This window comes from Nocardioides campestrisoli, from assembly GCF_013624435.2.
Classification (GTDB): Bacteria; Actinomycetota; Actinomycetes; order Propionibacteriales; family Nocardioidaceae; genus Nocardioides; species Nocardioides campestrisoli.
On record NZ_CP061768.1, the window covers coordinates 2,322,080 to 2,346,329 of the forward strand.

The 24,250-nt window shown below is 68.9% G+C and carries 15 protein-coding genes and 1 pseudogene; 9 read left to right on the forward strand and 7 right to left on the reverse strand.

Annotated elements, in window-relative coordinates:
- Positions 1 to 9: 9 nt before the first annotated feature.
- Positions 10 to 1,257 (reverse strand): ABC transporter substrate-binding protein, encoded by a 1,248-nt coding sequence (locus H8838_RS10980; protein ID WP_181311171.1) that lies wholly within the window; start codon positions 1,255 to 1,257, stop codon positions 10 to 12.
- Between the two features lie 178 nt (positions 1,258 to 1,435).
- On the opposite strand from H8838_RS10980, the gene H8838_RS10985 reads away from it, so the two are divergent.
- The 3 genes from H8838_RS10985 (at position 1,436) to H8838_RS10995 (ending at position 5,165) form a co-directional block, all read left to right on the forward strand.
- Positions 1,436 to 2,119 (forward strand): TetR/AcrR family transcriptional regulator, encoded by a 684-nt coding sequence (locus H8838_RS10985; RefSeq protein WP_185996482.1) that lies wholly within the window; start codon positions 1,436 to 1,438, stop codon positions 2,117 to 2,119.
- A gap of 102 nt (positions 2,120 to 2,221) precedes the next feature.
- Positions 2,222 to 4,186: a GMC family oxidoreductase gene (locus H8838_RS10990; protein ID WP_224766071.1), complete on the forward strand. Its 1,965-nt coding sequence runs from the start codon at positions 2,222 to 2,224 to the stop codon at positions 4,184 to 4,186.
- A gap of 214 nt (positions 4,187 to 4,400) precedes the next feature.
- Entirely contained in the window at positions 4,401 to 5,165 is a 765-nt protein-coding gene (locus H8838_RS10995; RefSeq protein ID WP_224766072.1) for a YqjF family protein, read from the forward strand.
- On the opposite strand, the gene H8838_RS20330 is transcribed toward H8838_RS10995, so the two are convergent.
- Both H8838_RS20330 and H8838_RS11000 read right to left on the reverse strand, forming a co-directional pair.
- A complete protein-coding gene (locus tag H8838_RS20330) occupies positions 5,138 to 5,278 on the reverse strand; it encodes a LuxR C-terminal-related transcriptional regulator (protein WP_397180576.1) in 141 nt (46 codons plus the stop codon). The two genes, H8838_RS10995 and H8838_RS20330, sit on opposite strands and share 28 nt — an antisense overlap.
- Positions 5,230 to 7,707, reverse strand: a complete 2,478-nt coding sequence (locus H8838_RS11000) for an AAA family ATPase (protein ID WP_224766073.1) — start codon at positions 7,705 to 7,707, stop codon at positions 5,230 to 5,232. The genes H8838_RS20330 and H8838_RS11000 overlap by 49 nt, the downstream gene beginning before the upstream one ends.
- A 373-nt stretch (positions 7,708 to 8,080) precedes the next feature.
- On the opposite strand from H8838_RS11000, the gene H8838_RS11005 reads away from it, so the two are divergent.
- On the forward strand, positions 8,081 to 9,316 hold the full coding sequence (locus tag H8838_RS11005; protein ID WP_185996481.1) for a tyrosine-type recombinase/integrase: 1,236 nt from the start codon (positions 8,081 to 8,083) through the stop codon (positions 9,314 to 9,316).
- Positions 9,317 to 9,657: 341 nt separating this feature from the next.
- Here H8838_RS11005 and H8838_RS11010 read toward each other — a convergent pair whose 3' ends face one another.
- Positions 9,658 to 11,157, reverse strand: coding sequence for a hypothetical protein (locus H8838_RS11010; protein WP_185996480.1), 1,500 nt, complete (start codon positions 11,155 to 11,157; stop codon positions 9,658 to 9,660).
- 618 nt (positions 11,158 to 11,775) lie between these two features.
- Positions 11,776 to 12,063, reverse strand: coding sequence for a hypothetical protein (locus H8838_RS11015; RefSeq protein WP_185996479.1), 288 nt, complete (start codon positions 12,061 to 12,063; stop codon positions 11,776 to 11,778).
- 176 nt (positions 12,064 to 12,239) lie between these two features.
- Between H8838_RS11015 and H8838_RS11020 the strand changes: the two genes are divergently transcribed.
- The 5 genes and pseudogenes from H8838_RS11020 to H8838_RS11040 form a co-directional block, all read left to right on the forward strand.
- Positions 12,240 to 13,142, forward strand: coding sequence for a hypothetical protein (locus tag H8838_RS11020; RefSeq protein ID WP_185996478.1), 903 nt, complete (start codon positions 12,240 to 12,242; stop codon positions 13,140 to 13,142).
- A gap of 190 nt (positions 13,143 to 13,332) precedes the next feature.
- Positions 13,333 to 17,406, forward strand: coding sequence for an SIR2 family NAD-dependent protein deacylase (locus tag H8838_RS11025; protein WP_185996477.1), 4,074 nt, complete (start codon positions 13,333 to 13,335; stop codon positions 17,404 to 17,406).
- Positions 17,407 to 17,885: 479 nt separating this feature from the next.
- On the forward strand, positions 17,886 to 19,130 hold the full coding sequence (gene istA, locus H8838_RS11030) for an IS21 family transposase (protein WP_185996702.1): 1,245 nt from the start codon (positions 17,886 to 17,888) through the stop codon (positions 19,128 to 19,130).
- Complete coding sequence (gene istB / locus H8838_RS11035; protein ID WP_185996701.1) at positions 19,130 to 19,948, forward strand: IS21-like element helper ATPase IstB; 819 nt, start codon at positions 19,130 to 19,132, stop codon at positions 19,946 to 19,948. The genes istA and istB overlap by 1 nt, the downstream gene beginning before the upstream one ends.
- A gap of 64 nt (positions 19,949 to 20,012) precedes the next feature.
- Positions 20,013 to 21,159, forward strand: a pseudogene (locus H8838_RS11040) (IS256 family transposase); the annotation flags it as partial.
- A gap of 175 nt (positions 21,160 to 21,334) precedes the next feature.
- Here H8838_RS11040 and H8838_RS11045 read toward each other — a convergent pair.
- Positions 21,335 to 23,950, reverse strand: a complete 2,616-nt coding sequence (locus H8838_RS11045) for a Helicase associated domain protein (protein WP_191465626.1) — start codon at positions 23,948 to 23,950, stop codon at positions 21,335 to 21,337.
- An 80-nt stretch (positions 23,951 to 24,030) separates the two neighbouring features.
- Positions 24,031 to 24,231 carry a hypothetical protein gene (locus H8838_RS11050; protein WP_185996649.1) on the reverse strand — a complete coding sequence of 67 codons (201 nt, stop codon included), beginning with the start codon at positions 24,229 to 24,231 and terminating at the stop codon, positions 24,031 to 24,033.
- Positions 24,232 to 24,250: the final 19 nt, after the last annotated feature.

Genomic DNA, 24,250 nt, shown 5'->3' on the forward strand with positions numbered 1-24,250 from the left:
GGCCGCGGCTCAGGAGGCGCCGGGGATCTTGGCCATGACGTCGGGGATCGGCGTGATCCAGTCGCCCGTGGCCGGCTCGGTGGCGCCTTGCGCGTCGACGTCGAAGAGCAGCATCTGGGAGGTGCAGTTGGGCGTGGTCTTCCCGCCGCAGGACAGCTCCGGGCCCAGGAAGGAGTCGAAGCCCTCGAGCGCCTTGAGCGTCTTGAGGATGGTGGGCCCGTCGAGCCCGGCGTCCGGCGAGGCGTTGAGCGCCTGGGCCAGGGTGACCGTCACCGCGAACTGGGCGAACGCGTAGTAGTCGGCCGTGCCGCCCTCCTCGCCGATCGCCTGCTCGGCCACCTCCAGCTCCTCCTGGACGTCCTCGGGGGCGAACTCCGAGGCACGCGGGAGCCAGTGCGAGGAGTAGAGGGCGGCGCCCTCCGCCTCGGCGGGGGCCTGCTCGATGAACTCGGTGCACGCGGCGGTGAAGATGGTCCCGTCGTAGCCGAGCTGGCGCAGTCCCTGCACGAGCTGGGTGCAGGCTGAGGGGTCGGGGGCGGCCATCAGCCCGCCGACGTCCGGGTCGCTCTCGGCGATGGTGGCGGCGATGGCGTTGAAGTTGGGGTTGGTGGGCGAGAAGTAGAGGCCCTCCACCTCGATGCCGAGCGCCTCCCCCACCGGCTTGAGCACCAGGTCGACGCTCTGGTGGGTCGCGGGGATGTCCGCCGCGACCAGGGTGACCGACTTCTTGCCCTGCTCGCCGAAGGCCTGGAGCGCGCCGATCAGGAAGGCCGCCTGCGGGGCGCTGAAGAAGACCCGGTTGTCCACCTCGGCGCCGGTCGCGGAGTCGAACGGGATCCCGCCGACCAGCGGGATCCCCGCCGTGGTGAGGATGTCGACGGCCGCGCTGGAGGTGGTGTTGAACCCGTCGAGCGCGGCCACCACCTTCTCCTCGGCGAACTTGTTCGCGCACGAGATCGTGGTCTCCGGGGTGCCGTCGGTCGCGCAGGTCACCAGCTCGACGGGTCGTTCGTGGATCCCGCCGAGCTCGGTGTTGACGTAGTCCTCGGCGGCCCGGGCACCGACCCCCACACCGAGGGACTTGTAGCCGCCGGCGGAGGGATCGAAGAAGCCGATCCGGACCGGGTCGCCGGTCGGCTGGTCGTCGGCGACCTCGTCGGTCTCGGACGAGCTGCCGCAGGCCGCGGCGGTCAGCAGCAGGCCGACCGCGAGCAGGGCCGGCACCGCCCTTCGGGTGGGACGTCGTGTCGATCGCATGAGGTGCCTTTCGAGTGACCCGGGCTCGGGGACCACGACGATGTGACGTGGCTCACTCGCGGAACGTAGGGTAAAAGTGAGACTGAGGTCAACCTTAGTTTTGATGGATCGCGCCGACCCGACCTCGGACCCACCCGCCCCGGTCCTAGGCTGGCGCCGCCAACCCTCGGAGGAACCCATGCCCACACGCTCGAGCCCCACGCCGGAGGCCGACGACGGCTCGACCGCGACGCCCGTCCCACGCCGCCGCCGTGACCCGCGCCGGGAGCAGACCCCGTTGAAGCTGATCGCCGCGGCTCGGGTGGTCTTCGAGCGGGACGGGTTCTTCGAGGCTCGGCTCGCTGACATCACCGACGAGGCGAAGGTCGCCTCGGGGACCCTCTACCGCTACTACAGCTCCAAGCACGAGATCTTCGGCGCAGTGATGGCCGACGTGGTCCGCGAGGTGACGGGGGTGACGCCGGACCACGTCAGCGGCAACCAGGATCCCGTCGCCCGCCTGCGCGAGGCCAACCGGGTCTACGTCCGCGCCATCCGCCGCAACGCCAGGCTGATGACCCTGATGTACCAGGTGCGCGAGGCCGACGAGGGGGTCCGGCACCAGGGCGACGAGATCGTGGACCACCTGCAGGGCCGGGCCGTCGACGCGGTACGCCGCTGGCAGGCCGAGGGTCTGGTCTATCCCGATCTCGACCCCGTGCTGACGGCGCACGCGCTCACCTACATGGTCGAGCGCGTGGCGATGGCCTGGCTGACCGGCCGGGCCGACTACGACGAGGAGGCGATGGTCGCGGCGATCAACGGGATCTGGGAGCGGGCCCTCGGTCTGGGCACCTACCAGCGTCCCGGCCAAGAAAAGTGAGGTAGATCTCAACTTTCCCTGGCTCCCGCGGGTGCGCACCCCCTAGGGTCCGGTTCACCCCGCGCGCCGTCCGGCCGCGGACGCGTCCGGCGGAGGTGCCTCATGACCCACGGTCCGATGGAGCTCAACGAGCGGCAGGAGCAGGTCCTGCGGCTGATCTGCGACACCTTCGCACCCGGGGACGGCACCGTCCCGCCGGCCAGCGCCCTCGGCGTACCGGAGGCGGTGCTCGGTCTGGTCGCCGGGAACCCGCGCGCGGCCGAGCGGGCGACGTTCACCCGACTGCTCGACCTGCTGGACACCCGGGTGGGCGGCTTCCTGCTCACCGGGAGACCCCGCGCCTTCTCGGCGCTCACGGCCGCCGACCGGGAGGCCGTACTCGTGGCGATGTCGCAGTCGCGGGTGCCGCTGCGGCGTACCGCCTTCGGTGCGCTCAAGGGCGCGACCACCCTGGCGTACTACCTGGTGCCGGGACCGAGCGGGCACTCCCCCGTCTGGGACGCGATCGGCTACCCCGGGCCGCTCGGCACCCGCCCGGACGCACCACCCCCTCCCCTGACGGTGGAGCGGGTCACGGCCGAACGCACGCTCGACTGCGACGTGGTGGTCGTCGGCTCCGGGTCCGGCGGCGGCACGGCGGCGGCGGTCCTGGCGCAGGCGGGCCTCGACGTGGTGGTGCTGGAGCGCGGGGACTACTACGACGACGCCGACTTCGACGGTGGCGAGCTCTCCGGCCTGACCCGGCTCTACGCGAGCGGCCCCACCGCGACCGCCGAGGGCCAGCTCTCGCTGCTGGAGGGCGCCTGCCTGGGCGGCGGCACGGTGGTGAACTGGACGACCAGCTTCGCCACGCCGGACCGGGTGCGCGAGGAGTGGGCCGCCCTGGGGGCTGCCCAGTTCACCGACCAGGAGTACTCCGCCGCCCTCGCCGCGGTGACCGGCCGGCTGGGCGTCAACCGGGACCACAACGTGCCCTCGACGCGCGACGAGGCACTCGAGCGCGGCGCCAAGGTGCTCGGCTGGCACGTCGACGCCATGCCCCGCAACGTCCAGGGCTGCGACCAGGGGATCGACTGCGGCCGCTGCGGCTACGGCTGCCGGCTGGGGGCCAAGCAGTCGGCCACCAAGACCTGGCTCGCCGACGCCGCCGAGCACGGCGCCCGTCTGGTCGTGGGCGCCAGCGCCCGCCGGGTCGTCGTCGAGCACGGGCGCGCCACCGGGGTCGAGGCGGTCGGGCCGGACGGCCACACGCTGACGGTGCGGGCCCGCGCGGTCGTGGCTGCGGGCGGGTCGCTGCAGACCCCCGCCCTGCTGCGTCGCTCGGGGCTGGAGAACCCGAACATCGGCCGCCACCTGCGCCTCCACCCGGCGACCGCGGTCTGGGCCCTGCACCACGAGGTGATCAACCCCTGGGAAGGTGCGCTCCAGACGCGGTACTGCGACGAGCACGTCGACCTCGACGGCGACGGGTACGGCGTGATCTACGAGACCGGGCCCTCGAACCCGGCCGCCGCCCTGGCCTTCCTCAACTGGCGAGGCGGGCGCCAGCACCTCGACATGATGCGCCAGCTGCCGCACGCCGGGGTGATCGGCGTGATCACCCGGGACCGCGACTCCGGGCACGTCGAGGTCGGCAAGGACGGCGAACCGGTGGTGCGCTACCGGCTCTCCGCGCGCGACCGCGACCACCTGCACCACGGGGTGGTGGGTGCCGCCCGTCTCGCCGAGGCCGCCGGTGCGCACACGATCTTCTCCGGCCACCAGTCCGGCGCGGGCTTCGAGCCGGGCCGGCGCGGCAGCCTGGAGACCTTCGCCGCAGAGGCACTCGCCAGCGGCTACGACCCCGGACGGTGTGCCATGGCCGCGCTCCACCTGATGGGCTCGGTGCGGATGGGCGGTGACCCGACGACCTCCGCCCTCGACCCGGACGGCGCCACCTGGGAGGTCCCCAACCTGGTCGTGGCCGACGCGTCGACCTTCCCCACCGCCTCGGGGGTCAACCCGATGATCTCGGTGCAGGCGATCGCGTACATGAACGCGACGCGGCTGGCGGCTCGGCTGGGGTGATGCCCAGCGAGACCCGGTGGCTCAGCACGCCGGGGGCAGGTCGTGGACGGCGTCGAGAGGTACCCCGGGATCCGCTACGTCTGGAACGCCTGACACCGGTGAGATCAACAAGCTCATGGACCTCACGCTGAGCGGCACGGACCATCGGGGGTACGACTTCTCGTGAGCTCGTGACCTTCTGCGGGGCTCGCGTCCCCCGCTCTAGGCTGGACCGGTGAGCCACGTGCCAGCGGAGCCCATCACCTCCCAGGCCCCGGCTCTGGCGGGCCCGGTGATGCTCCACCAGAGCTGGCTGGACGTGACCTTCCTGCACTGGGCGATCGACCCGGAGCAGGTCGCTCACCGGATGCCGCCGGGCGTGCGGCCCGACACCCTGGACGGAGTCACCTACGTCGGGATGATCCCGTTCCGGACCGTCGGCTCAGGCCTCGTCGGCGGGCCGGCGGTCCCGTGGCTCGGCTCCTTCCTGGAGACCAACGTCCGGCTCTACTCCGTGGACGACACCGGACGGCGGGGCGTGGTGTTCCTCAGCCTCGACGCTGACCGGGCCGCGGTGGTAGCCGTTGCCCGCGCAGTGTTCGGGATGCCCTATCGATTGGCGCGGATGCGCCATCGGGCGAGCGGCGACGTGCACACCTACGACGCTCGGCTGCGTCGCCCCGGCGCCCGCGTCCAGAGCCACCTCGTGGTCCGGAAGGGCGCCCGGCGCGAGGGCACGGAGCTGGACCACTTCCTCAGCGCCCGCTGGGGACTGCACGTGCGCCACCGGGGCCGAACCCTCTACATCCCCAACCAGCACGAGCCCTGGCCGGTGCACGACGCCGAGGTGCTCAGTCTCGACGACAACCTGCTGGCCTCGGTGGGGCTGCCCGGCCTGGCCACCTTCCCGCCGGACCACGTCGCGTTCAGCCCCGGTGTGCGCACCAGGTTCGGGTTGCCTACGGACGCGGCTCACGCCAGGGGCATCTCCCCCAGCTGACGGCGCGAGCTGATCTCCAGGTTGCGGAAGATGCTGCGCAGGTGTGCCTCCACGGTGCGAGGACTCAGGAACAGGTGCGTGGCCACTTCCCGGGAGGTGGCCCCGGTCGCCACCTGTCGCGCGATCTGCAGCTCCTGCGCCGTGAGGGCATCGACGGGGTGAGCGGTGCGCTTGCGCGGCCGTTCCCCCGTCGCTCACAGCTCGTGGGCCGCACGTGTCGCGAACGCCTCCGCAACCATGTCCGAGAGCATCCGGTGGGCGGTACGGAGCCGAGCGCCCACTCCGTGCCACTGGCGCGGGCACGCTCGTCCAGCTGGCCGAGCGCGTCGGCCGCGAGCTCCAGGTCGCCGGCTCGCGCGGCCGCCTCGACGAGCTCGGGCAAGGCCATGCTGCTGTGCCCCAGCTCGCGGGACCCGCACGCCTGCGCCGCCGCCTTCGCCGCGGCCGGATAGTCGCCCAGGCCGTTGTGCAGCACCGCGAGGATGTAGTTGGCCAGCATGGCCTCAGTGCCCCCCGGACGGCCCGTCGTCTGCGCCGCGATGTCGGCGTGGAGCGCGACGGTCTCGGCTTCGCGCCCGCGCCAGGCAGCCAGCATGAGCCGGTCGAGGCGAAGGGGCGTCCCACCGATGGCCTGGGTGATCGCCGCTTGCTCGGCAGCCAGCTCCTCGGCCTGGGACAGCTCCCCGGCGAGCACCAGCGCCATGGACCGGATCAGGAGTGCGGCCGGGAGCGCGAAGATGGCGCCGGAGTCGCGGGCGAGCCGGACGTTGCGGCTGGTGAGCACCTCGACGAGGTCGTCGTCGAACAGCACCATGGCGGTCCGACTGGCGAACCACCACAGCTGGCTCTCGCTGACGTTCACCGACGTGGCGCGGGAGACGTCCGCGCGGAAGGACTCAAGCGCCCGGCGCAGCTCCGGGACGCCCGACTCGATGCCTTCGGTGTAGGTACGTGCCAGCCCGTCCAGCAACAGGTCCAAGGGCCGCGGCGGCACGGGGGCCGCGGGTGCGGCGAGGGCCGCCTCGGCGACCTCGCGGAAGCCTCGCCCGTCCTGCGGGCCGATGATGATCGCCGCGTTGAGGGCGTGCAGGTAGGCGCCGCGCGCCATACCGGCGTCGAGTGGGGCCAGCGCGGTGGCGGCTTCCAGCATGACCGCGGGAACCTCGCGCCCGAGTGACCGGTGGAACGCGATCTGGGCTCGCACGAGCTTGACCTGGGCGTCCTGCAACGGCGCGAGCGGTCTGGACTCCGCGACGGCCAGCAGCTGCAGCGCGGCATCCCACGCACCAGCCTCCTGCTTCAGAGCCGCGGCACGCAGCGCGCGGTGCGCGCGGTCCTCCGGATCGGGGGTCAGCTCGGCCGCACGCTGCAGGAACGCCGCGGCCGCGGCCACGCCGCCGCGGGCCTGCGCCCGTCCGGCCGCGCGCTCGAGCTGCAGGGCGGCCTCCTCGTCGGTGGACATCACGGACTGGGCACGGTGCCAGGCGTGCCGGTCGGGATCGACCTGCGGGTCCGTGGCCGCGGCCACTGCGTGGTGGGCGCGGCGGCGGTCCGAGGGTGCAGCGGCCGCGTAGATCGCCGAACGGACGAGCGGGTGCCGGAACCGCACGCGGGTGTCGAGCTCCAGCAGGCCGGCATCCTCGGCGGGGGCGACCGCCTCGCGGGCGATGCCCAGCTGGTCCGCCGCGCGCCACAGCAGCGCCGGCTCGCCGGTGGGCTCCGCCGCCGCTGTGAGGAGCAGCAGCTGCGTCTCGGCGGGGAGGCTCTTCGACCTGCGCGAGAAGCTCTGCTCGAGGCGGCGCGGAATGTCCTGGGTGTGTGGTGTCGCGAAGCCCCCCGCCAGGGCCGCCGGCTGCACGCTCCCGGGCAGCTCCATCAACGCGAGCGGGTTGCCTCGTGCCTCGGCGACGATCCGGTCGCGCACGCCGTCGTCCACCGGCGCTCCGATCGCCGCGGACAGCACCTGACGCGCATCGCGGTCGGTGAGCCCGGCGACGCGCATCTCCGGCAGTCCGATGAACGGGTGCGCGTCTCCCCCGGGCTCCCGGACGGCGAAGAGCAGCACCACGCGCTCCGCCTGCATCCTCCGGGCCACGAAGGCGAGGACCTGGGCCGAGGCCTGGTCCAACCACTGCGCATCGTCGACGAGACACGCCAGCGGCTTCTCCTCGGCGACCTCGGCCAACAGGTTGAGGGTCGCCAGACCCACCAGGAACCGGTCCGGGGCGGCACCTCCCTCGAGCCCGAAGGCCACGCCGAGGGCCGACTGCTGAGGCGCAGGCAGCGAGCCGGCGCGGGCCAGCAAGGGGGCACACAGCTGGTGCAGCCCGGCGAACGCGAACTGCGTCTCCGACTCCGACCCGACTGAGGACGTCACCTGCATCCCCCCGGCCTCCGCGACGTCGCGCGCGTGGCGCAGGAGCTCGGTCTTGCCGATCCCCGCTTCGCCGCGAACCGTCAGCACCGCGCTGCGACCAGCCCGCGCCTGGCCGAGCAACTGGTCGATCGACGTGAGCTCTGCGTGCCGGCCCACGAGTTTCACGATTAACGCTCCTGTGCGGTCGACTCGGAGCACGTGATTCTCACAGACGCGGACCTGCCGGGCAACGAACGGGAAGCACACGTGGACTCTGCTGGGTCGGGAACGGCGTCGCCGGAAACGCCAGCCAGGGAAGAGAAGGCCGAAATGCGAACCGCCTCAGCGCTGCTCTCGCAGCCCTGAGGCGGTTCATCTTGTGGGCGATACTGGGTTCGAAGTCGAGGTAAGGGGTTCTGGACCACCCTCGTTTCGCGTGCCAAAATGGCCTCTGACCTGCGGTTATGCTGATTTCCAGCCTTGTCCAGATCTGAGCACTTATGGACACGAAACCCGGATCTATGGACACGTAGTGGACACGAAATGAGGTCTCGGGACCATGCCTCGACGAGCGGAACGACGGCAGTTCGGACAGATCAGCAAGCTGCCCAGCGGCCGCTACCGAGCACGGTACGCCGATCCCGACGGACGCCTGACAGCCGATGGTGAAGTGCTTCGCCATAGCGCCCCTCACACGTTCGACACGAAGGGTGACGCGGAGGCGTGGCTGGCCGACGAACGTCGGCTGATCGTCGCAGATACCTGGACGGCACCGTCGGTGCGGCGCGCGGAGCGCGCACGGGCCACCGAGACGTTCGCGGTCTACGCCGAGCGCTGGCTGAAGAACCGCAAGGTGAAGGGCCAACCGCTGGCCGCCCGCACCATCGACCACTACCAGTACGCACTCAAGCGGTTCCTCCTACCGTCCTTCGGGTCCATGCAACTACGCGACATCACCCCCGAAACTGTCGCCGACTGGTACGACACCACCGCTACGGACCGGCCCACCATGCGAGCCCACGCGTACTCACTGCTCCGGGCCATCATGCGGACCGCTGCCGACCCCACGAAGCACAACGGCACTCCCCTGATCCCCTACAACCCCTGCGGCATCTCAGGCGGGGGCACCTCCGGGAAGAAGCGCAACATTCGACCCGCCTCGCTCGACGAGATCATCACGATCGTGTCGCACATGCCCGAGCAACACCGGCTCATGGTTCTTCTCGCCGACAGTTGCGCCCTGCGGTTCGGTGAGCTCGCCGAGCTTCGCCGCATGGACGTCGACGTGAAGAACGCCGTCATCCACGTCCGCCGCAGCGTCGTTCGCTCGGTCTCCGCCGGCGTGGTGGCCAAGGCGCCCAAGAGCGAAGCCGGGATCCGCGACGTCCCCATTCCCCCCGACATCATCGACGCCATCATGGAGCACAAGACCCAGCACGCCGCCCCGGGCCACCAGGGCCTCATGTTCCCGGGCGCCAACGGTAACCATCTGGCGCCGAGCGCGTTCTACGGCAAGGTCTCCAAGAAGCGCCGCGGCAAGCCCGACACCCAGGGCTTCGGCTGGTTCGAGGCGCGCCGACTGGCTGGCCGCGAGGACCTGCGCTTCCACGACCTGCGCCATGGCGCCCTCACCGAAGCCGCACGGCACGGCGCCACTCTTGCCGAGCTCATGGCACTGGGCGGACACTCCACCAGCCACGCGGCCATGCGTTATCAACAGGCCGCCTCCGACCGACTCGCCGAGCTCGCGCGAAAGCGAGCAGAAGCCCGGGGTTGGAAAGCGGATGCGGGGTGAGCACGTCCCATCACCTTGGTTCGAGCCCTCCTAGGACATCTAGTCACGCGTGGCGACGCCCACCAGCTAGGTGCCCGAAGGCGGCCCCTGACCTGCGAAGACACCTCCCAACGTCCTCCAGCGTCAGAGATCGTCTTTCGTTGGCGTGTGTCGCGGGTGTGTTCCCAAACAACCGTGAACACCGGTTGCGCCCCATGGCCCTGCCAAGACCGAAGTGGCCCAATTTTGACGCCGTCGACAGTCGCGAATCGCCCGTTGCTGGGTAGCCTTAACCTCCTCCAGCAGCTACGCGCATTTGGCGTGATGCGTCATCGGAAACAGGTCGTCGGCACTCTCGGAGTTCAGAAACCCAGCAGCTTGCCGAACGCCGAGAAAAAGGCGTCGAACGCCCGCGCCAGCGGGTTGCGGGCACCCTCCGAGCTCGCCTTCTGCCAGAAGAGAGGGTGCGAGCCGGTGAACTCGTCGTCAACCAGCGGTGTCCGACCCCACAGGTAGGGCCAGAACACCTCGGTGCGATCGACGCCCACGTGCAGCCGCGAGTCGAAGCCCATAAGCAGGTGCTGCTCCATCCGCGTGGTGCCGCCGCGGGGATTCGTCGCCTCTACGGCGCCGTGGCCTTGCACGACGAGGCTCCCGGTGCCGGCGAACAGGATGTAGCGCACCTGCCAAGTGGCAAACGCCTGGATCCCCCACCGCCAGCGCGTCTCGAGCCGGGGCGTGCCGATGACGCCCACGACGTGACGCGGGCGCATGACTAGGCCGGGGTGGTCGGTGAAGTCGATGCGCATCAGGTAGGAGTCCGGGTCGTCTGGCGTAGACAACGTCGCCGCCGTGACGCGCTCGTCGCCCGTGACGCGGCTGAGGCCGTGGAGACCGGCGGCGAAGCTGATGAACGGCGAGGACCAGTCGTAAAGCAGGTGGCTGCGTACCCGCCCTTGCACCGGCCGTACGTGCTCCGAGCGGGCGGACAGCAACTCGCTGGGACCGAGCTCGACCGTCAACGTTCGTTCGGCCGGTGAGGTCCGGACCTCGCCGGCCTCACCCTCCTGCCCGGCGAGGCGGATCCGCCGGTGCACGCGGTGGACCAGTGGCATCAGGACGAAGTAGGCGATGGTCCTGACGACCGGCGGCAGGAGCAGCACGAGCAGGGCGACGACGGCCAGCCAGCGCCACGACCGCGCCCACTGGTCGACGACCCACCCGATGCCCGACCCCTGGGTCTGCTCCAGGCTGCGCTCCTCCGCCTGCTTCTGGGCCAACTCCGACTCGGCGGCGTCGATCTCCCGCGCCGAGGAGGCAAACGTGGCGTCCGCACCGACCTGCTCGAGCTTCTGCTGGGGCGTCAGGTCCGGGTCACCCATCACCGAAGCCGCGGTCTCGGCTTCAGCAAGGCTCGACTCAAGGGTCTCGAGCGACTCCTGCGCCGACTCGGCGGCCCGCTCCTTGAGGTCGCACGTGTTGGGCACAACGGGCAGGTTCTCGACGATGGAGCGGAGGCGACCGCATTCCTCGCTCTCCGTCACCTTCTCCGCGACCTCGGAGCGCTTGGCCGAGACCCGCTCGCCGAGCGCTTCGACCTCGGCATCGATGCTCTCCAGCCGCGAGGCGACCTCCTCGCGCTGCGCCTCCGCGAGGTCGGCTCGCAGCCGGGTGAGCTCATCCTCGAGCGCGGCGCGCTCCTCGGCCACCTGCCGCAGGCGGTCGCGGTCGATCACCGCGTCCTTGATCGCGGGAACCGCGGCCTGGACGAGCAGAAGCCCGACGAACAAGGCGAGCACGACGGCGAGCAGCGACCCTGCCTTCCTGAGCGCGAAGCCCAGGACTGCCGAGACCAGACGCACACCTCGATCCTAGTGGAGGTCAGGACGGCCCGGGGCCGGTTCGCTCCAGCAACGCGACGCATTCGGCGTGGTGCGTCATCGGGAAGACGTTCATGGCCCTGAGCGAAGGGGCGATCGCTTGCGTGCGCCTGCGCTCACGGGGCCGAACGAGCCCGTGACCTGCTGCGATGCCGTTTTGAACGTCTGGTGACAGCGGCACCTCGTTGCGGGGCTTTGCGAATGAAAGGGAGCCCAATCCGAGCCCTCCTGCCGACGGTCGCAAACGGCCGCAGCGCGTGGAGTGCATTCGAGGCTCGCGTCAAAAGGGCTGGCACTCCCCCGCCGACGAAAGGCACCAGAACGGAGCACCCGCACACGACTGAGTCTTCCGTTGCCGGGTCGCCTCGGAAGCAGGCAGGTCGGGGCGAAGGTTGTGGCCCGAAGGCTGGGGACTTGAACCTAGCCCCTCTGGGCGCCGTCACGGGCGTCGCGACCTACTGTGGTCCTGCGTTGGAAACTACCGATTCGCACGGTGCGATGAGGGATGCGCCCACGCTTCCGATCTCAGGATACCCGGCCTGGCACCGAGTAGCGCGGGCCCAATGTGGACCGTAAGCGGTACCGGGTCGAATCCCCCTGTCAGTCTTCGCCGGGCCCTCCACGAGCATCGCGCTGGCCACGGTCGTAGGCCTCAATGCCGCCCCCGAACCAAGAGCGGGGCGCCAGTTGAATGAGTGCGGTGTCGATGCCGAGCGAGTCGATGTTCTTGCGCGCGTCGGACAGCAGCGCCGCGAGCATCGGATTGTCGGGGCTTGGCCACGGCGGCTCAGGCATCTTCGCCGTTCGAGGAGTCGGCCAACTCCCCCGTCGCATGTCCTGCTCCCAGGTGTAGGTGGCAGCGTCTGCCCAGGGATTCGGCTCGGTCACAGCCGCAGACTGCCACGACCCACCCACCTCGTGACCCGCGGCGGGCAAGTCCGGGCGAGTGCGACCTTCGCGGTGAGATGACACAGGCCGAGGGAGCTCTCCGCACGGCAAGGTCGAGCGGAGTCCTGGAGACAGCATTGCGGACAAGGCGCGCATGGATGCGTAACCTGCCGATCGTGAGCACTGAGGAAGGCGTCGATCCAGTGGACCCTCACGCGTACCGCTCGGGGACAAGGAGTGCGCTCTTCGAGATGGCGAAGGGAACGTGCTACTTCCCCGAATGCCGGACCAAGACCACCGTCTTCGTGAAACCGGGTCAGCCGTCGGTCAACGTCCACATCGCTCACATCGAAGGCGCCGAGCCCGGATCAGCTCGCTACCGCGCGGACATGACCAATGAGGAGCGCCGCTCATTCCCGAACCTCATCCTTCTCTGTGTTCCGCACCACGACTTGATTGACCACAAGGAGCCGGACGGCTACAGCGTTGACGTCCTGCGCGAGTGGAAGGCTGCTCGGGAGTCGGCTACCGGCGCTGACCTGATCGAGTTGAACGGCATCACCGACGAGTGGCTGGGCGCTCTGATGGAGGCCGCAGTCCGCTCGGCTCGAGCCGAGCGTGCAGCCACAATCGAGGTCCGCAGCAGTGTGCTGATCGAGAATGGCACGAGCCTGATCATGGTGCCGCTCGGTAGTTACCCTGCAACCACCTCCGAAGTCGAGAAGTCTGTGTCGCTGACCGTTCGGTCGACCGGAGAGCTCCCCATCACCGTCGAGGGCATCTCGCTCTACTGGCGCCTGAACGGGGACCCGTCGGTCGAGAGCAAGCTAATGGGACGCGACGACTACGTGGGTACGAACCCACGCATCCCTAAGCGGATTGAGGGTGGAGAGTCGGCAACCTGGATGTTCGCGATTGCGACGTTCGGGTGGTTCCACACTGCCTTCAAGTCGCAAGGCCACGAGATCACTCACTTCCGTTTCGACGTCGACCTGGGCGACGGTGAGGTGCTGAGCTCGGACCTGTACGGGATGGAGCTGATCCGGCCTCCATCTCGTGCGCCCGGCCCACGCACGTGATGACAGGCGCACGGCGTCAACCGGTCCGGATGACTCGTCAGTAGATGGACATCGTTCGAATCATCGAGCGACCCTCTGACGCGCCGCGCACGGGGCGGCGGCGCAGAAGTTCGGCCTTGGACCAGGGTCGAGGTGTGATGACAAACCGATACCGGCGCACAGCGCCCCTGAACAGCCGAGAATGGTGGGCGTGGTCACGACCGAGGCAAAGGCGCCGGCTTTCGAGCAACCGGACGAACGTACCTTCTTCAGCGAACTTCGTGACGAGCACGCCTCGTTCGTCCCTGTCGTCGGCTCAGGAATGTCCAAGGCAGCTGGCGCCCCTGGCTTCCCGGCCCTGATCGAGCACCTGATCACCCAGGCGGCGGCCATGACGGCAAATCTCACCGTCTCAGCTCCTGATCCGCCATTCGACGTCGTGGATGCCATTGCCGCCGAGCTAGGCGAAGAATGGGTTCAGCAACAGACAGCCGACTACTACAGGGAATGCGAGCTGGCAACGACCCCCGCACTTCAGGCGCTGTCCAAGGTGGCCTCGGGACTCATCATCACCACCAACTACGACCTATCCGTAGAAGTCGCTGCCCGGTCCATCGGAATGGTGGCCGAAAGCCTGACTCTCGACCGATTCGACATCGCTATGAAGTCAGACTCTGGCGCGCTTCGCGTTCTGCATCTTCACGGCGTGTGCACCCTGCCAGGGACCATTGTTCTGACGAACGACTCCTACGCCAGGATCTTGGCGAGCGAGCAGTCGAGGCTGCTTCTGCGCGCTCTTGGAACCACGCACCGGTTCGTCTTTCTCGGCCACAGCCTGGACGTACGAGAAGAGCACATCCGTCGTGACCTGGCCTGGACCATGGACGCGGCGAGTTCTGCCCGCAAGCCACATCTCCTGATCACCAACGCATCCGCTACGGATCCGCAGGCGACCGAGTTCAAGGCGGAACTCGAAAACAGCGCGCGCATCGAAGTCGTTCAGTTCGCCGACCCCAAGAAGGAGTATCAGGCCGCCGTCCGGGCTGCTCACGCCATCGCGCGGCCCCCGGTAGTCGAGACCGCCGACCAGGCACCCCTCATTGACCCTGCCGAGTTGGACGCCAACTACCTACCGCTCCCCATGGCCGAGGCAAGCCTCGTGAGTGAAGCCGGCGGGTTGGGTGCCTACACGGCAAAGATTTGGCAGGAAGGCCAGATCCTGAGCACCGACCTGGACGACGCCGAGCTGCACATCGTCATCGAGGCCGAGGGAGGCGCAGGAAAGAGCCAGGAACTCTTGCAGATCGCGCATCGGTCAACGAAGCCAGCGCTGGTGCAGCACGTGGTCAACATCCAGATCGATCCGGGCTGGACGGACGCTGGTCCACGATTCGTCGCTGGGATGGCCAGCGCCCGCGCAACCCGGGTGGGGGTACCGAAGCTGACGCTCGAGGGACTTCGCGACGCCAGCTACACACTGCTCCTCGACGGTCTGGACGAAGTCCCTGCTGCGAACAGGCCACGCCTGCTTCAGTTACTCGCCGAGATCGCGCGTACCTACCCGCAGCATCGGATCGTCATCGCGTCACGTCCTCTACCTGAACTCACCGACCAGGAGACCTTCGTTCGGTGGACACCGATGACCGACATGGCCTGGGTGACCCGATACGCGGAGACCCGCGGAGTGTCCGAGCCCCAACTCCTAGAGGCTCTCCCCCACACCGGCGATGTCAGCGACCTCATCGTCATCCCGATCTACGCAGCTGCAGCCGTGAGCCGGGTGTACGCCGGCACGCCGCTACCAAGCACCGCCCTGGAACTCGTCTGCGACCTTGCCGATCGGCGACTCGGAATCGACACCCGCATCCAAGCCGCGCCGGAGACGGTTCGGGTATGGCTCGACCGCTTGGCTCTCGCACTGCAGAGGTGCGGCATTTCCGAACTGAGAGTGGACGAGCTGGTCAACAGCGGACTGCACGCCGACCTAGACCAGTTGGAGCCGACCCAGGAGACGTTGGGTGAGCTAGCCGCTCGAGCGCTCTTGCGCGACAGCGCCGGGGTCATCAGGTTCCCTGCCAACGTCATGAAGGAGGCGCGAGCAGCACGGGCGCTTCTTGACGCCGGAGAGCGTGGGCTCGAGATCCTGCGCCACCATGTCTTGATCGAGCTTGAGGTGCGAGACCTCGAAGGCCAGCCCGTGCGCGCGGTTCACCCGGCCTGGGTCAACGTCCTTGAGCTGTTACTTCCCGCCGCCGATGATCGGTGGCGCGAGGAGATCGTGCCTTTCGACCCCTGTCTCGTCGCCCGCGCAACCGGACCGGCGGCCACCAGCGAACAACGAGCTTGGGCGGTGCACCTGCTGTGGAAAACCTACGTCGCCCGTCGTGTGTGGCTGGAGCGTAGAGCCAGCGTCGGGAACGGGTCCAGCGATGGCGATGCGCTGGTTCGGCTGGTATCGCTCGAGGTACCCGTTGGCTTTGACGACACACTTCGCGCTGCCACTACCGCCGAGGAACGCACCGTGCGCGGCAACGCGCTGGAACTGGTCCCGCATGTGCTGCCGCGCGACGAGGCGCTGCAGCTCCTCGTCACGGCGGTTCGCGATGAGGATGACGTGGTGCGGCGCCGCGCGGCCGCAGCCGGTTGGACAATGGCTGCCCTCTATCCGGATCTGCTCTCCGACAGCACCCTGATGGAGAACTACGTGGAGGCCATGGCTGACCAGGCCGTCTCCGACACCGACAAGATGGCGGCCGAGACACTCATCGGCGTCGCGGTTGACCTGGCCCAGGAGGGTCGCGCGGTGGAGATCGCTTTGTCCTCCACGGGCAAGCTACGCCGTCACGCTGTGATGTCGTTGGCTCGCAGGGTCACGCGGAGCAGGCTCCTCGCGTTGCTGCGGAGTGCCGAGAGTGTCGACGGCGACCTGCTCGATGAACTCGTCGAGGATCGCACTCTTGGCCGCCGTCAACCCTGGGCCAGTCCGGACATCGCCGAACTTGCCCACATAGTGGCCGAGCGCCATGACGACACCTATTGGCACCACGACGCTCAGGACGTGCTGGCTGAGCAGCCGGTCGTGGCTTTTCAGGCCTTCCTCGATCATCCTGTGGGTGAAGAACTCCGCTACGAGCTGGGCGGCCGGCTCGTCATGGCGATGGACGAACCCCAGATCGAACGTCTCCTTGGTGTCCTGAATTCACGCGACTCCGAGCACCTTGGAGACCTCGACGTCCCCATCGACCCCTCGACGTGGGACGCCGACACCGTCGAGGTCGCGATCGAACTGTTGAGCGGCACCCTCAACGCCCGCCGGAACCCACCAGCCTTCCCCTCGACCAGGCGTGTCCGAACCCAACACGAGGATGGAGGCAAACCCGAGACCGCTTCTGAGGTGTCAGACGACGAGTTGCGATCTGCCTTCGAGGACGAGGGCGTGGCGCGCGCCTTCAACCCAGAGACCAAGGCGGTGAGCCAACGCTTGTGGCTCATCCTTCGCGCCGGCGCCGAGCGCGAATTCACGTTGGACGCCGAGAAAGCCGGTCAACTGTTCAGATTCCTCCTCGACTGGTCGGATGCCGAGCTTGAGGCCTGGTTGGCCGACCAGTGGTCCGAAGCGGCTCGCGAGCGAATCGAGGCGGTCATCGCGGAGATGGACGCTCGACACCTGCCTCGCTTGGCCGAGCTTCTGCCAGGACCGTGGGCGCCCGACCTCGGTGAGCGCGTTCTGCAGGCCGTTGCTACCAGCGACGAGAGAAGCGGAAGAAAGTCGTCCCTCGCCCTCGCTGTTGGTGAGCGCATGGGCGAAGACCCGCTCCGCGATAGCCTCCGCGACCACCACGGAACTGTCTGGGCCGACACTGTCCTTCTTCGCCTGGGTGACTGCGCCGCCGAGGCGCGGATGATCACACGACAGGCCGCGGCCCCGGCCAGCATTAGGCGCCACCCAAACGCCTACGACGAGGAGTGGTTCTCCAGCATCCGTTGCCCAGAGTCAGCATCGTCACTAGCGGACCTCATCAAGGCAGCCCTGCAGGAGGGTGTCTCCACCAACGAGCTCGAACCCCTGTGCCGAGCGCTGGACCGGACTGCCGGCCCGCGCTCACTACGCATCTGGGAGCGACTCTCCCGCGACCCGGAGATCCCCAGCGCCTCGTTTCTCTACTACGAACGACGCGTTGCCCTTGCTGCGCAACTGGAGCAGCACTCTCCACCCGCTGCGATCACCGACGAGGAGCTCACGCGTCGAGTGGTCGACGCGGTGCGACTGACTCACCACAGGTAGCGGGGGGCTCCTGGTAGCCGCCTCCTGCAGACAAGAGAGGTTCTCGTCAGCGATTGAGTCTGGCCAGGTCGTCCCGGCGACCAGCACGTCCAACCCCAGCCCATCGGCGGAAATGGACAGGCCGGCGTGGACGACTGCCGTGGCCGCCAGACTCAACGCGCCAAGAGGCAAGTTGAGTCCCCGATAGTGGTGTAGCGCGGCCGCCGAGATCGTCACCGGCGTGTACGGAAGACGTAGATGCGGCCACCGCGTGATCCTTCGAGTGAACCTCTCACAGAACCCTCGAACGGAGTCATCACGATGACCGCACCACACATTCTCGACCCTGCCGGCCTGCTGGGTGAAGCCCTGGCCGAGGCGAGTCCGGATCTGATGCGTTCGCTGCTGCAGACGATCATCAACGCCCTGTGTCGACGCTCCTCGAAATCTAGGCCAGTAGCGCTCTCCGAAAAGTAGGCCACCCGACCACGATGGATTGGGTGATGACAGTGGAGGACTGGGCTGAGATCCGGCGTCTGCATGCGCAGGAGCAGATGTCGATCCGGGCGATAGCCAGGCATCTGGGGATCGCCCGGGACACGGTCACGAGGGCGGTGAACTCCCCTGCCCCGCCGCGGTACGTCCGACCGAAGGCGCCCTCGGTGTTCGACGTCTACGAGCCGCGGGTGCGGGAACTGTTGAAGGAGTTCCCGACGATGCCGGCCTCAGTGCTGGCCGAACGGGTGGGCTGGCAAGGGTCGACGTCGTGGTTCCGCAAACAGGTCGCGGTGCTGCGGGTCGACTACGCACCCCGCGACCCTGCGGACCGGTTGGAGTACCGGCCCGGCGATCAGGCCCAGTGCGACCTGTGGTTCCCACCGGTCATGATCCCGCTGGGTCCAGGACAATCTGGTGCCCCGCCGGTGCTGGTGATCGTGTCCTCGTATTCCCGGTTCATCACCGCGACCATGCTGCCCTCGCGTACGACCGGTGACCTGCTGGCCGGCATGTGGGAGCTGTTGTTGACCCAGCTCGGTGCGGTGCCGCACAGGTTGATCTGGGACAACGAGGCAGGCATCGGGCGCCGGAACCGCTACGCCGAAGGGGTGGCCGGGTTCTGCGGCACCCTGGCCACCCGGATCGTGCAGCTCAAACCGTTCGACCCTGAGTCCAAGGGGATCGTGGAACGCGCCAATCGCTACCTGGAAACCTCGTTCCTGCCCGGGCGGACCTTCACCAGCCCCGCGGACTTCAACACCCAACTCACCGCCTGGCTCCCGGTCGCCAACGCCCGCACCGTGCGGCGACTCGGGGGCCGCCCCGCCGAGCTGGCAGCGATCGACCGGGCCGCGATGCTGGCTCTGCCCCCGATGCCACCCGCGACCGGGTTCCACACCCGGGTCCGGCTGCCACGCGACTACTACGTCCGGGTCGCCGGCAACGACTACTCCGTCGACCCGACCGTGATCGGACGGATGGTCGAGGTCCATGCCGACCTGTCCACCGTGCAGGTCACCTGCCAGGACCAGGTCGTGGCCAACCATGCCCGCAGCTGGGGCACTGCCGCGACCATCACCGACCCGGCCCACGTGGACACCGCTCGACGGATGCGTGAGGACTACGGGCGTCCGGCGGCACCGACCGGTAGTGACCTGCTGCGCGACCTGGCCGACTACGACACCGCCTTCGGTGTCGACCTGCCCGACCAGGGCGGACTGGACGACACCAACGGCGAGGTGGCCTGATGCCCACCAAGAAGAGCTCCGCCGCCGCGACGAGCGCGTCCGTGGAGTCGGTCAAGCAGATCGAGTATCTGTCCCGGGCGTTGAAGGCGCCCCGGATCCGGGAAGCCGCCACCCGGCTGGCCGACCAAGCGAGGGAGGCGTCCTGGACCCACGAGGAGTACTTGGCAGCGGTGCTGTCACGAGAGGTGTCGGCCCGCGACGCCGCCGGGGCAGAGCACCGCATCCGTGCCGCCGGGTTCCCCGGACGCAAGTCGCTCGAGGACTTCAACCTTGAGCACCAACCCGCCCTCAAACGTGACGTCGTGGCCCACCTGGCCACCGCGACGTTCATCGACGCCGCCCAGAACCTGGTGCTCCTCGGCCCGCCCGGGACCGGGAAAACCCACCTGGCCATCGGACTGGGCATCAAGGCCGCCCACGCCGGACACCGGGTGCTGTTCGCAACCGCCACCGACTGGGTCACCCGACTCCAAGAAGCCCACGCCACCGGACGACTCGGCAACGAGCTGGCCCGGCTACGCCGCTACGGGCTGATCATCGTCGACGAGGTCGGCTACATCCCCTTCGAGCAAGACGCCGCGAACCTCTTCTTCCAGCTCGTGTCCTCACGCTACGAACACGCCTCACTGATCCTGACCAGCAACCTGCCCTTCGCCCGCTGGGGCGACGTATTCGGCGACCAAGTCGTCGCCGCGGCCATGATCGACCGCATCGTCCACCACGCCGACGTCCTCACGCTGAAGGGCAGCTCCTACCGACTCAAGGACACCGGCATCGCGACACTTCCCTCAGCACGAGCCGAGAACACGGCACAATGACCAACACCGAAGTGGCCTAACTTCCAAAGAGCAGAACCGGCCCAACATTCGGGGAGCGTCGACAGCCCTGCTGTCCGCGGATGCCGACGCCGTCGTGGGCGCCGAGTACGGGCAGCCCACGCCGGGCCGCACGGCGCAGCGCAACGGCTACCGCCGCCGCCCGTTGGACACCCGGGTCGGCACCATCGACGTGGCGATCCCGAAGCTGCGGAAGGGCACCTACTTCCCCGAGTGGCTCCTGGAGCGCCGCAAGCGCTCGGAGTCCGCGCTGATCACGGTGGTGGCCGACTGCTATCTCGCCGGCGTCAGCACCCGGCGGATGGACAAGCTGGTCAAGACCCTGGGAATCGACTCCCTGTCGAAGTCGCAGGTCTCCCGGATGGCCGCCGAGCTGGATGAGCACGTCGAGCAGTTCCGCCACCGCCCCCTCGATGCTGCGGGCCCGTTCACCTTCGTCGCTGCTGACGCGCTCACCATGAAGGTCCGAGAGGGCGGCCGAGTGATCAACGCGGTGGTCCTGCTGGCCACCGGCGTCAACGGCGACGGACACCGCGAGGTCCTCGGCATGCGCGTGGCCACGAGTGAGACCGGGGCGGCGTGGAACGAGTTCTTCGCCGACCTCGTCGCCCGCGGCCTGACCGGTGTCCGTCTGGTCACCAGTGACGCCCACCAGGGCCTGGTCGAAGCGGTCGCAGCGAACCTGCCCGGAGCCGCCTGGCAACGCTGCCGCACCCACTACGCCGCGAACCTCATGAGCGTGACCCCGAAAGCGATGTGGCCGGCGGTCAAGGCGATGCTGCACTCGGTCTACGACCAGCCCGACCGTCCCGCGGTGCACGCCCAGTTCGACCGGCTCCTGGACTACGTCCACGGCAGAGCTGCCCGAGGTCCACGACCACCTCGACGCCGCCCGCGGCGACATCCTCGCCTTCACCGAGTTCCCCAAGGACGTATGGACCCAGATCTGGTCCAACAACCCCGCCGAGCGGCTCAACCGCGAGATCCGGCGCCGCACCGACGCCGTAGGCATCTTCCCCACCCGCGCAGCCATCGTCCGCCTGGTCGGAGCCGTCCTGGCCGAGCAGACCGACGAATGGGCCGAAGGCCGCCGCTACCTCGGACTCGACCTCCTGGCCCGCTGCCGCGTCAACCTCGTCCCCGACATCGACACCGAGATCGGAGCTGATCAACTGCCCGCCCTGACCGCCTAGACCCAAGAGAAGGAACGCAGCGCTACACCACTACCCGGGACTTGACCAAGAGGCAGGAACGAAACATCCACCTGCGGGGGTCGCTTCCAGGACCTCGGCCAGTCGCACGGCGGCTGCTAGCGCAACCGCATGGTCCTTGCATCCAGGCGGGCTCTGCTGCCCGAAGGGCGAGGTATCACCGATTGACGCCGCCCCAGCCCGGCATGGCGGCCAGCTTGGCGACCCTCTCCTCGGATAACTTCCCTGCCTTCAGCAGTGCCCGCTGAACACCCACCCACTGGCCGAGCCGATATCCCTTCTCGACCCAGTCGCGGGGCACATCACCGTGGCCGGTGCGGCTTTGGTACTGGCGCAATGCCTCGAAGCCGGCCTCCCAGGCTGCCTCTCGCATGTCCCACGTCCACCCGGGAAGCGCGGCCAGGAGGGCGGCGCGTTCGGCGGTCAGGGTGCCGTTGCGGCGACGCTGTCGCTGCGCGAGCACCCAGGTCCCTAGCTTGAGGTCGCCTTCGCGGTGGTCCCCGGGAGCACGAGCGTGCCCCTTCCGGTCGGCGTACCGGGCCAGCGCGTCGTAGTGGGCGTGCCAGCGGGCCACCCGGACGTCCCACGTCCATCCAGGGAACGCCTCCAGGCATCCCGCGCGGTCCACGGACAACGTGCCGGCCTTGTGGTCCTGTCGGTGCCGGATGACCCAGGCGCCCAGCAGCAGACCCTCCTCATCATGGTCGGTCGGGACTCTGGCGTGGCCCTCTCGATCGACGAACCCGGTGAGTGCGGCGAAGTGGCGGTCCCAGGATTCGCGGTGCGGATCCCAGCTCCAACCGGGGAGGGCCTCGAGCCGCGCCCGCCGTTCGTCGGGCAGGGCACCACGGGTGTACCGCTGCCGTTGCTCCCCGACCCACGCGCCGAGCGGGACTGCGGCGCAGACGCCGTCGCGGCCCACGCGCGCGGACCCGGTGGCGTTCACGTGGCTCTCGAGCGCGGCGTACCCCCGCTCCCAGGCGTCCGCCTGCGGTGACCAGGACCAGCTGGAGATGGCCTCCAGTCGGGCAACCCTGTCCTGGGGTAGCTCACCGCGGTGGAACTTGGCGCGCTGCTGCTTGGACCAGGCATCGATGTTGACGCCGTCCTCGCGGTGGTGCCGCGGTGTCTGGCAGTGTCCTTCGCGGAAGGCAAAGGTCTCGAACGCCGACACGGCCTTCTCCCAGAAAGCGTCATTGCTGGATGCGTAGGTCCACCCGGGTACGGCTTCGAGTCGGGCGGCCTGCTCGACAGTGATGGTGCGCCGGCCGCCGCCGGGCCGGCGATGGGAGCGCACCCAAGAGCCGAGGGGGAACCCGTCGTCGGTGCGGTGCTCCGCCGGGACGGTGATGTGGCCCTCCCGGTCCAGAAAGGCCAGCAGCGCCAGGTAGCCGTCTTCCCACTGGTCCTGAACGGCGTCCCAGGTCCATCTCGAGAAGGCGGTCAGGGTCGCCTCCCGGTCGGGCGCCATCCGGCCTCGCCGGCGCTGGGCGCGCTTCGCGCCAACCCACTTGCCGAGCAGGAAGCCGTCCTCGATGTGCTCCCACGGCACGTTGGCGTGGCCTTCGCGGGCGACGAACCGGTTCAGCACGGTCAGGCCGTCCCCCCACCGCTGGCTGCGGGTGAACTGGGGCGGGCCGGGGAGCCGGACCTTCCGTCCGGGCCGCGTGGCCTGGACGTGCGCCACCGCCAGGTCCACGCGGCGCGGTTCCGTGTCGGCCAGATATGCGTCAAGCCTGGGAAGCGGAACCCAGCCGAGTTCGCGCAGCCGGGTCAGGACCGCGTCGGCTGCCTGCTTGATGGTGACGTCTTGCGGAACGAGCGCGTCGGCGGGCGTGATCGCCGACAGCGGCGCCTCCCGCAGCCGCAGCACCCGGTAACCGGCAGCAGCCAGCAGCTGCGTCTTGGCGATGTCCCGAGCATGCTCGACCTCCCCGGCATGGCGGTAGCGCCCGTCGACCTCGATCACGAGCCGTTGCTCGGGAAGCAGCAGGTCAACGTGCCGGATCACGCCGTCGACGACGACCTTGTCAGCGGCCAGGTCGAGCTCGGGGAAGAAGATCTGAAGCTCGAACGCGAGACCGACCTCGAGCATCGAGCGCAGTGACTTCTTGCAGTACGGGCAGCCGCGACCGCGGGTGCGGTTTGCGCCGGTGGCCTGCCACTCGTGGCCGGGATTCTCCAGGCAGCGCCACCACAGCTTCCGGCCCGTGCTGGCGACGACACCGTCGGGCCGCAGGTCGCCGTTGGAGGTGGGATGCCACTCCACGCTCAGTTGCGGATGGGCCGCGACGCTGTTGGTAACCGAGGGGCGCTTGCCGGCACAGAACGGGCAGCCGCGGCGGCCGTGCGCGATGCTGTGCCGTCCCATCACCAGCGGGGATACCTGCCACCGGTGGTCAGGACCGTCCGGGCACATCCACCAGACCGGTGCCGGGGACCCGGCCAGCACCTTGTCAGGGGTCAAGCCATCGTTGCTGTCGGTGTCCCAGAGGGGCACCCCGGCCGGAAACAAGGCGGCAAAGCTGTTGGTCACCGACAGTCGACGACCAGCGCAGCAGGGGCAGCCGGTGAACCCGATAGCTACCGCCCGGGAGATCGAACTCGGCGGCGCCTGCCATGCGTGGTCAGGGCCTACTGGACACCGCCACCACTTCTTGTGACTGGATCGCTGACCAACCCGGCCGGGATCGACGTCGCCGTTGGCGTCGCGGTCCCACAGCTCCAGCATGCGTGGATAGTCGGCGACGGTGCCGGTGCGTGGTGCGCCCATGCCGGTCACCGTCCCCTCGGTCGTCGCTGTTCCAGCATCACCGTAGACGCGAGCACCGACAGCTCCGCGGAGTAGGAAGCTCAGTCCTGCGCGCTACCGCCCGCTTCGAACGTGACCAGCACCTTGACTGCGGTCCCGAATAGTTCGGTGCCGAGCACAGGGACGACGTCGTGTGCGCTTGCGTGGTCGCCGGCGATTACCCGGCGCCGGGTAACACCTAGGTCAGGCTGGAAATCCTCCGGAAGCACCAACGCCCAGTTGTCCTCGATCGTGCCGAACACCCCACCGCCGCAAAAGAAT

Bases quoted from the DNA above. Each gene is read 5' to 3' on its own strand.
- H8838_RS10980 (WP_181311171.1), bottom strand. From the start codon at position 1,257: ATGCGATCGACACGACGTCCCACCCGAAGGGCGGTGCCGGCCCTGCTC.
- H8838_RS10985 (WP_185996482.1), top strand. From the start codon at position 1,436: ATGCCCACACGCTCGAGCCCCACGCCGGAGGCCGACGACGGCTCGACC.
- H8838_RS10990 (WP_224766071.1), top strand. From the start codon at position 2,222: ATGACCCACGGTCCGATGGAGCTCAACGAGCGGCAGGAGCAGGTCCTG.
- H8838_RS11005 (WP_185996481.1), top strand. From the start codon at position 8,081: ATGCCTCGACGAGCGGAACGACGGCAGTTCGGACAGATCAGCAAGCTG.
- istB (WP_185996701.1), top strand. From the start codon at position 19,130: ATGCCCACCAAGAAGAGCTCCGCCGCCGCGACGAGCGCGTCCGTGGAG.
- H8838_RS11045 (WP_191465626.1), bottom strand. From the start codon at position 23,950: ATGGGCGCACCACGCACCGGCACCGTCGCCGACTATCCACGCATGCTG.